Raw genomic sequence first — 8,158 nt, forward strand, 5'->3', positions numbered from 1 at the left:
CACCGATTACAACACGACCCGGAGACACTCGTCTCTGGGCCAGATCTCACCGATCGACTACGAACAGCGGCAGGCTAGCCTCGCCCTCGCCGCATAGGACGGTGTCAACACCAAAGGGGTAAGCCCCGTCACCGCCCGGATCACCATCCACCACAACTGGATCCAGGGCACCAGCCAGCGCAACCCCAGCACCGACAACGTCGCCTACGCGCACCTGTACAACAACCACCTGGAGGGCATCACCGGCTACGGCAACTACTCGCGCGGCCAGACCAAGATGGTCCTGGAGAACTCTTACTTCCAGAACGTCGACAACCCGTACTACCCCGACTCGACCGCGCAGCTGCGCGAGAGCGGCAGCATCTGCTCCGGTTGCACCGGGCGCCGTGAGACCCTCGGCTCCGCCTTCAACCCGTCGAGTTTCTACACCTACACGCTCGACCCGGCCGCCGAGGTGCCCGGCCTCCTCGGCACCTACGCCGGCCCTCAATCCTGGCTCGGCGTCTGACCCGACGGTCCCCGGACGGCAGGCCGGGGGCCCGGCGGTGCGGGCGATAGCGCAACGCGGGGCGGGGCCGTTTGGCCCCGCCCCACCGAACGCTGATGCCCGCGCGAAGCCGACGCGTCAATCCTGCGAGGACGCCGACGCGCCCATGACTCGAGCCTTCTCGGTCTGGAACTCGGCATCGGTGAGCTTCCCCCGATCGTGCAGATCGGCGAGCACCCGAAGCTGCTCGGCGGCATTGTCGGGCGCGTACTTGGCGACGAATGCGCGGCCGCTCGCATCGAGCGCCTCCCGCTCGGCGGCGGTGGCGCCGGCCGGGCGGGCGATCAGGTAGATGAGCGTGCCGAAGAACGGCAAGACGACCACGACCACGACCCACAGCGCTTTGAGCCAGCCCTTGAGATCGTCCCGGCGGAAGATGTCGAGCAACGCGAACGCCCACATCATCATCAGTGGCAGCCAGATCAGCAACAGCCAGAAGAAATCCCAGAACGACACGGCGTCCCCCTCATGCCCGGATCGGGAGCGATGCCGCCCCGATGATGATTCACTATCGCAAGATCCCGAATGACATGTCGCGGATTCGCGATTGCTATTCGCCGATGCGTTCGCCGACGGTGTGGACCACGGTGACCGGCGGATCGGTGGGGAGGGCCGCGTCGACCGCCTGCTGCAGTTCGGCGATGTCCGGCAGGTCTTCGGGGCTGCGAACCTCGACGACAAGGCCATGGGAGTGCCAGGAGACGTCGCTGACCTCGGCTTCAGGGATGCCGCTGAGCCAATCGTCGGCGAGTACCTGGACCTGCTTCGCCCAGATCGAGGTGATCGTGTTGAGGGTCATGGGGATGCCGACCGCGACCAGGACGACGGCGAGGGCCGCATAGGCGCGGCCTCGCCATTTCGCCTGCGGCGATTCGGCGGACTCGCCCGCATACCCGGCGATCATGAGGACCACCACGGCGGCGATGATCAGCACGACCATGTTGGAGGCGAACAGGACGAGCGCGCCGAGCGCAAGCTCCGGTTCACCCGAACCGAGGCACACCCCCACCACGCCGAGCGGCGGCACGAGGGAGATGGCGATCGCCACCCCGGGGAGCACGTCGCCGACGTCCCGGCGCGTGACCGCGATCGCGCCCGCGAACCCGGTGGCGACGGCCGCCGCGAGGTCGGTCAGAGTGGGGGAGACGCGGCCCACGACTTGCGAGTTCGAGAGCACACTCGTCGGATTCGGCAGGACCAGCGCGAAGAGGTATCCGATCGCGACCACGACCGCGACGCTAGCGACCACGTACCGCAGGGACCTTCCGACCAGCGAGAGGCGACCGGTGACGATCCCGAGGCCCACGGCCAGGATCGGTGTCGACAGGGGAGCGACGATCATCGCGCCGATCACCGTCGCCGTGGAGTCCCCGATGACGCCGGCCGTCGCGATCACGCCGGACAGCACCAGCATCGTCCAGAACGCGGACCGTTTCGTGGACCGGTCGCCGTGGCCGAGGTCGATCCGGTCGGACAGCTCCGCCAGCGTTCGCCGCTGACTCGACGGGATCAGAATACTCATCATCATTGCCTCCAATGTCCATTATGAGGTATTAATGGTGATTCGATGGCCGGACGTCGTAGGCGAACATCTGGAAGCCGCCTGTTTCGATCGGGTCAACGCCGCGACCGCAAGGGCCGCGGCGGTGACCACGAGGCGAATCTGGAAGCACACGGCTTCACCTCGCCTCGGAGAGCAGTTCGGCCTTTGCGGAGGCGAATCCACCCGCCTGTTCGACTCCCTCACCGCGCTGGCGAGCAGGGCCGCCCAAGCGGCCCCGATGGGGCGCTGAACGCGAGAACGCCCCGGTCAGGCCCCGATAGGTCTTAGGATCTGGAGGCCCACGCGGCATTGTTCGAAGGAGCGAGACCATGTCCGACGACGCGTTGAACCGGGCCGAACGCGACGAACTCGAACGGCTCCGCGCCCAGGTCTCCCGCACCGGGAAAGGCCGGCGCGGGCTTCGCTGGACCGGATCGGTCGCACTGCTGGTGCTCGCGGCGATCGTGATCATGCTGGCCTCCGTGACCGTGTTCGCGCGCAACGAGGTCCTCAACACCGACCGGTTCACCGACACCATGGAACCCCTCTACCGCGACGACGAGGTCCGCGCGGCCATCGCCGCCCGCATCTCGGACGCCGTCGACGAAGCCCTCGACGTCGAAGCGCTCGTGGACGAGGCCATCGCCGCCGTCCAGACCAAGGGCGGCCCCGAGGTCCTGGACCAGCTCGCCGTGCCGCTCGCCTCCGGGATCAACGGTTTCATCGACAAGCAGGTCAACACGGTCGTCTACTCCGACCAGTTCACCGAACTGTGGCGCGAGGCCACCCGGAGCGCCCACACCGCGCTCGTCGCCGTCCTCCGCGGCGACGACGGCGGCGTCCTCGAACTCCAGGGCGAGGACCTCGTACTCGACCTCGGGCCCGTCGTCGAACGGGTCAAGGACCGCATGGTCGAGGCCGGATTCGCGCTGGCCGAACGCATTCCGGCGATGTCGGTTACGTTCACGATTGCACGGTCGGAGGCGTTCCCGCAGGTGCGGACCGCCGCGGCCCTGCTCGACGCGGCGGCCTGGATCCTGCCGATCGCCGGGCTCGCGCTGCTGGCGGCCGGTGTCGCCCTCGCGCCGAGCCGCCGCCGGGGCCTGCTCATCGGCGCGCTCTGCGTGGCGGGCGCGATGCTGCTGCTCTCGGGCGGGCTCGTGGTCGGCCGGGGCGCCTACCTCGCCGGGCTCGGCGACGCGGTCCAGTCGCCGGCGGCCGCGGCGAACGTCTACGACACCGTCACCCGCTTCCTCAAGAGCGCGGCAGAGACCATCGCGGTGCTCGCGCTCATCACCGCCTTCGCATGCTGGCTGCTCGGACCCGGCACGGTCGCGCGGGGTTCGCGCCGCCTCGGCGCTTCGGGCCGCAACGCCGCCGCACGGGGCCTGGCCGGTGCCGGGCTGACCTTCGGCGGCTTCGGCGGTCTCGTGTTCCGCCACCGCCGGGCCATCCAGGCGCTACTGGTCGTCGGCGGCCTGCTCTGGCTCGTCCTGTGGCGGCAACCCGGCGTCTCGGGGGTCGTCACGGTCGTCGTGGTCGTGGCGGTGCTCGCCGCGGTCGTGGAGCTGATCGGCCGCACCGCGTTCGAGGCCGAACGCGAGCCGGGCCCGACCCCGGCCTGAGCCCTTCACCAGTGCCGCGCGACTTCGTAGTGCTCGGCCAGGTGGATGAGGTACCGGCTGTCGTATTCGAGCAGTTCCCGGTAGAGGTCGGCGTCGGGCGCCTCGCCGGGGAGCGTCAGCGCCAGCTGCGCGATGTAGGAGACGAGCGGGTCGCCGGGATAGCTGAAACCGTCGGTGGGGCTCTCCTCCATCCAGGACAGCAGCGGGTGCAGCGCTGCCCGGACGGCCGCTGTGACGCGCTCGGCGTGCTGCAGCATCACCTGCGGCCCTTGCAGTTCGGGCCAGTACTCGGTCTCGGCCGCGATGGTGAGGGCCACGGCGAGGGTCAGCTCGTACTTGAACTCGGAGTCGACGGTCCAGTCCGGCAGCGGGTACCGCGCGTTGAGCGCGGTCCTCAACGACGCCTCGGCCAGCATCGTCATGCGCTCTTCCGCTTGGCGGGCGCCTTCTTCGCCGTCTGCTTGCGTGCGGCCGCCTTCTTGGCGGTCTTCCTGGCCGCCTTCTTCACGGTCTTCTTGGCGGCCTGCTTGGCCGGCTGCTTCGCCGCCCGCTTGGCCGGACGCCGCCGTCCCGTGCCCGACTTGGTCTGGTCGACGCTCTTGGCCAGCGCCTCCATGAGGTCGATGACCTTGGCCTTCGGCTCCGCCTTCACCTTCGCCTTGAGCGTGCGGCCTTCCGCCTTGGCCTCGATGAGGTCCTGCAGGGCCTCCTGGTAGTCGTCGCTGTACTCCTCCGGGTCGAAGTCGTCGATCGCCATGGACTCGATGAGGGTCGCGGCCATCTTCAGCTCCGCCTGCTTCGTCTCGCCGCCCAGCCCGGAGGCCTCGGGCTCGCGGATCTCGTCGGCCCAGACCATAGTGTGCAGGACCAGCACCTCGTCGCGGGGGAGGAGCGCGGCGAGGCTCTCGCGGCGGCGCAGCGTGACGCGGACGATCGCGACGCGGTCGGCTGCGACCAGAGCCTCGCGCAGCAGCGCGTACGGCCTGGCCGCGGCCTTCCCCGGCTCGGCGTAGTAGGACCGCTCGTAGAAGATCGGGTCGATCTGCTCGGCGGGCACGAACCCGATGACCTCGATGGTCTTCGAGGTGCTGACCGGCAGGTCCGCGAGGTCGTCCTCGTCGAGGATCACGATGTCGCCCTCGTCGGTCTCGGTGCCCTTGGCGATGTCCTCGGGGTCGACGACCTCGCCGTCCAGCTCGCAGACCTTCTGGTAGCGGATCCGGCCCCCGTCGGCCGCGTGATACTGGTGCAGGGAGAGGTCGTGGCTGCCGGTGGCAGCGCGGAGCCGGATCGGGATGCTCACCAACCCGAACGCGATCACGCCGTCCCAGATCGCACCTGGCATGACCACAGCATGGCACTGAGAGTGATGAGGTACGTGCGATAAGTGATAATTCCTCGTTTGTCGGCGCCGCCGCTCGGGTATGTTTCGCTCATGCCACGCAAGCTCGACGAATACCGCAGCAAACGGGACTTGTCGAAATCCGGCGAGCCCTCGGGCGGCCGCAAGCGCGACCGCGGCGACCGGTTCGTCGTCCAACGCCACGAGGCCTCCCGACTGCACTTCGACTTCCGCCTCGAGATCGACGACGTGCTCGTCTCCTGGGCCGTTCCGAAAGGCCCCTCGCTCAACCCCGACGACAAGCGCCTCGCCGTCCGCACCGAGGACCACCCCCTCGACTACGCCGAGTACGAAGGGCGCATCCCGGAAGGCGAATACGGCGCGGGCACCATGATCGTCTGGGACGCCGGCACGTACGAGAACCTCACCGAGAAGCGCGGCAAAGCGGTCCCGATCGGCGACGCCCTCGAACACGGCCACCTCGTGGTGCGACTCGACGGTGAGAAGCTCAACGGCGGGTTCGCACTCTCCCGCATGGGCGAAGACCACGACTGGCTGCTGGTCAAGGTCGACGACGAGGCCGCCGACCGCCGCCGCAAGCCCGCCAAGACCCGTCTCGAGTCCGTGCTCAGCGGGCGCACCAACAAGGACCTGGCGTGAGCGGCTTCCGCGAACCCATGCTCGCGACGCTCACCGAGCGCCGCTTCTCCAACGCGGCCTGGGTCTTCGAGCGGAAGTTCGACGGCATGCGCGCGCTGGCCGTCCGCGAAGGCGGTGCGCCGCACCTGTGGTCGCGCAACGAGAAGCCCCTGGACAAGCGCTTCCCCGAGCTCGTGGACGCTCTCGCCGAGCTCGGCGGGCCGGAGTTCACCGCCGACGGTGAGATCGTCGCGTTCGACGGAAAGCAGACGAGCTTCGCCCGCTTGCAGGCCCGCATCCACCTCACCGGTGCGGCTCGGATCGCCGCCACCGGCGTCGACGTCTACTACTATCTGTTCGATCTGCTCTCCTTCGAAGGCGAAGACCTGACGCGGCGGCCGCTGCGCGAGCGCAAGCGGATCCTCAGGGGCGCGTTCGACTTCCGGGACCCGATCCGGTACTCGGCACACCGCAACACCGCCGGCGAGGCGTACTACGAGGACGCGTGCGGGCGCGGCTGGGAAGGGCTGATCGCCAAGCGCGCCGAATCGCGCTACCGCAGCGGCCGGTCCACCGACTGGCTCAAGTTCAAATGCGTGCGCGACCAGGAGTTCGTGGTCGGCGGCTTCACCGACCCGCAGGGCTCGCGCTCCGGTTTCGGCGCGCTGCTCGTCGGCTACTTCGACGGTGGCGGCCCGCTGCGGTACGCGGGCAAGGTCGGCACCGGCTACGACGACCGCACCCTGCGGGACCTGCGGGCGCGAATGAACGGCCTGGCCCGGGACTCCAGCCCCTTCGCCGACCCGGTCCGCGAGAAGCGCGCGCACTGGATCGAACCGGAACTGGTCGTGCAGGTGGGCTTCACCGAATGGACCACCGGCGGCATGCTGCGCCACCCCCGGTATCAGGGCGAGCGCACCGACAAGGCCCCTGAGGACGTCGTGCGGGAAACGGCCTGACATGGCGCCCCTGATCCATGTGGCCGGACACGACATCAAGGTGACCACACTCGACAAAGTGCTCTTCCCCGATGACGGGATCACCAAGGGCGACATGCTCGTCCACTACCTCGCCGTCGCCGAGGCGATGCTCCCGCACCTGGCCGGACGCCCGTTGACCCTGCGCCGCTTCCCGCACGGGCTCGCGACCGAGGGGTTCTTCCAGAAGGACACCGGCGGGCGCTTCCCCGACTGGATCGACACCGTCGAAGTGGCGCACCGGCACAGCGAGGGCAGCATCCGGTACGTCATGTGCGATGACGCCGCGTCGCTGCTCTACTTGGCGAACCAGGGCACCATCGAATTCCACATCTGGACCGCGACCGCCGCGGACCTCGACCATCCCGACCGGCTCGTCATGGACCTCGACCCGCCGCCGGGCGTCACGGTGGCCGAGCTCCGCTCGGTCGCCCGACGTGCTCGCGACCTCTACACCGGACTCGGCCTCACCGCGTACCTCCAGGCCACGGGCGGTCGCGGCTACCACGTGGTCGCGCCCCTCGACCGCGGTGCGGACTTCACATTCGTGCGGGACCTCGCCGGACGCCTCGCCTCCCGCCTCGCCGCCGACGACCCCGACCGCCTCACCACCGCGCAGCGCAAGAACCGCCGCGGCGACCGCATCTTCCTCGACGTCAACCGCAACGGCCACGCCCAGACCTTCATCGCCCCGTACTCGATGCGCGCCCGTCCCGGCGCCACGGTCGCGACTCCGCTCGACTGGGGCGAGCTCGGGCGCTCCACGCCGAACGGCTTCACCACCGCCTCGATCCGCCGCCGCCTCGCCCGCAAGGCGGACCCTTGGGCCGGCATGGACGACCATGCCGCCTCCCCTGCGGCCGTGCGCGCACGTCTGGACGCCCTCGACGCCGACCGTCAGGCCTCGACATAGCACGGCGACGTGCCGGTCGTCGACGTCCGCGACGGGGTCTTTCCAGACTGCGGTATTCGGGAGGCCCCGTCGCCAATGTCCGAATCGAAGGGGCAATTCATAGATTCGATCAATCAATGATTGATTGATGCCTATACCGGGCAAAGTGCTCACCAGTGATGACGGTAGTCCGACTATTCGAACGCTCCCATGATAAAGATCTGATCTTTTCTCGTTCAGAGTATTGACGAACTTGAGTATCCATGTTTACCGTGAACATTCACGAATCTGGATCGCAAAGGAGCGGGCGTGAGCGTCTTGAGCTGGGAGTGTCGCCTAGCGGCACACAGGATGACGGGTCCGAAGCGGTGACCGCGGCATTGGACGCGCCGGCCCCGGCCACCGTCCGTGAGCGCAGCCGAAGGACCCGCAGGCGGAATCTGCGCCGTCACTGGCAGCTGTATGTGCTGCTGGTCCTGCCGGTCGCGTATTTCGTGATATTCCAGTACATCCCCATGGCGAACAACGTGATCGCCTTCAAGGACTACAACGTGGTCCAGGGCATCTGGGGCTCGCCGTGGGCCGGATTCGAC

At 68.5% G+C, this 8,158-nt stretch carries 9 protein-coding genes and 1 pseudogene; 6 read left to right on the forward strand and 4 right to left on the reverse strand.

Going from position 1 to position 8,158, the window contains the following annotated elements; genetic code table 11:
* Window positions 1–277 precede the first annotated feature (277 nt).
* Window positions 278–508 (forward strand): hypothetical protein, encoded by a 231-nt coding sequence (locus JHY01_RS26020; protein ID WP_205328646.1) that lies wholly within the window; start codon window positions 278–280, stop codon window positions 506–508.
* A gap of 117 nt (window positions 509–625) precedes the next feature.
* Here JHY01_RS26020 and JHY01_RS26025 read toward each other — a convergent pair whose 3' ends face one another.
* Window positions 626–1,003 (reverse strand): SHOCT domain-containing protein, encoded by a 378-nt coding sequence (locus tag JHY01_RS26025; protein WP_205328647.1) that lies wholly within the window; start codon window positions 1,001–1,003, stop codon window positions 626–628.
* 94 nt (window positions 1,004–1,097) lie between these two features.
* Window positions 1,098–2,072, reverse strand: a complete 975-nt coding sequence (locus JHY01_RS26030; RefSeq protein WP_374199606.1) for a TIGR00341 family protein — start codon at window positions 2,070–2,072, stop codon at window positions 1,098–1,100.
* Window positions 2,073–2,419: 347 nt separating this feature from the next.
* Here JHY01_RS26030 and JHY01_RS26035 point away from each other — a divergent pair, with 347 nt between their 5' ends.
* Window positions 2,420–3,715, forward strand: a complete 1,296-nt coding sequence (locus tag JHY01_RS26035; protein ID WP_205328649.1) for a hypothetical protein — start codon at window positions 2,420–2,422, stop codon at window positions 3,713–3,715.
* 5 nt (window positions 3,716–3,720) lie between these two features.
* Here JHY01_RS26035 and JHY01_RS26040 read toward each other — a convergent pair whose 3' ends face one another.
* Entirely contained in the window at window positions 3,721–4,137 is a 417-nt protein-coding gene (locus tag JHY01_RS26040) for a hypothetical protein (RefSeq protein ID WP_205328650.1), read from the reverse strand.
* Window positions 4,134–5,060, reverse strand: coding sequence for a Ku protein (locus JHY01_RS26045; protein ID WP_205328651.1), 927 nt, complete (start codon window positions 5,058–5,060; stop codon window positions 4,134–4,136). Before JHY01_RS26045 ends, JHY01_RS26040 begins: the two co-directional genes overlap by 4 nt.
* A gap of 90 nt (window positions 5,061–5,150) precedes the next feature.
* Between JHY01_RS26045 and JHY01_RS26050 the strand changes: the two genes are divergently transcribed.
* The 4 genes and pseudogenes from JHY01_RS26050 to JHY01_RS26065 form a co-directional block, all read left to right on the forward strand.
* On the forward strand, window positions 5,151–5,717 hold the full coding sequence (locus JHY01_RS26050) for a DNA polymerase ligase N-terminal domain-containing protein (protein WP_205328652.1): 567 nt from the start codon (window positions 5,151–5,153) through the stop codon (window positions 5,715–5,717).
* On the forward strand, window positions 5,714–6,655 hold the full coding sequence (gene ligD, locus JHY01_RS26055; protein ID WP_307814593.1) for a non-homologous end-joining DNA ligase: 942 nt from the start codon (window positions 5,714–5,716) through the stop codon (window positions 6,653–6,655). Before JHY01_RS26050 ends, ligD (JHY01_RS26055) begins: the two co-directional genes overlap by 4 nt.
* 1 nt (window position 6,656) lies before the next feature.
* The gene (ligD, locus tag JHY01_RS26060) at window positions 6,657–7,586 is read left to right on the forward strand and encodes a non-homologous end-joining DNA ligase (protein WP_240193273.1); all 930 of its coding nucleotides are present in this window, start codon (window positions 6,657–6,659) and stop codon (window positions 7,584–7,586) included.
* Between the two features lie 359 nt (window positions 7,587–7,945).
* Window positions 7,946–8,158 (forward strand): annotated as a pseudogene (locus tag JHY01_RS26065) (sugar ABC transporter permease); the annotation flags it as partial.

This window comes from Glycomyces sp. YM15 (assembly GCF_016918015.1).
Taxonomy (GTDB): Bacteria; Actinomycetota; Actinomycetes; order Mycobacteriales; family Micromonosporaceae; genus Glycomyces.

Excerpts from the sequence above, each read along its gene's own strand:
- JHY01_RS26020 (WP_205328646.1), top strand. The coding sequence starts at position 278 with ATGGTCCTGGAGAACTCTTACTTCCAGAACGTCGACAACCCGTACTAC.
- JHY01_RS26030 (WP_374199606.1), bottom strand. The coding sequence starts at position 2,072 with ATGATGAGTATTCTGATCCCGTCGAGTCAGCGGCGAACGCTGGCGGAG.
- JHY01_RS26035 (WP_205328649.1), top strand. The coding sequence starts at position 2,420 with ATGTCCGACGACGCGTTGAACCGGGCCGAACGCGACGAACTCGAACGG.
- JHY01_RS26040 (WP_205328650.1), bottom strand. The coding sequence starts at position 4,137 with ATGACGATGCTGGCCGAGGCGTCGTTGAGGACCGCGCTCAACGCGCGG.
- JHY01_RS26045 (WP_205328651.1), bottom strand. The coding sequence starts at position 5,060 with ATGCCAGGTGCGATCTGGGACGGCGTGATCGCGTTCGGGTTGGTGAGC.
- JHY01_RS26050 (WP_205328652.1), top strand. The coding sequence starts at position 5,151 with ATGCCACGCAAGCTCGACGAATACCGCAGCAAACGGGACTTGTCGAAA.
- ligD (WP_240193273.1), top strand. The coding sequence starts at position 6,657 with ATGGCGCCCCTGATCCATGTGGCCGGACACGACATCAAGGTGACCACA.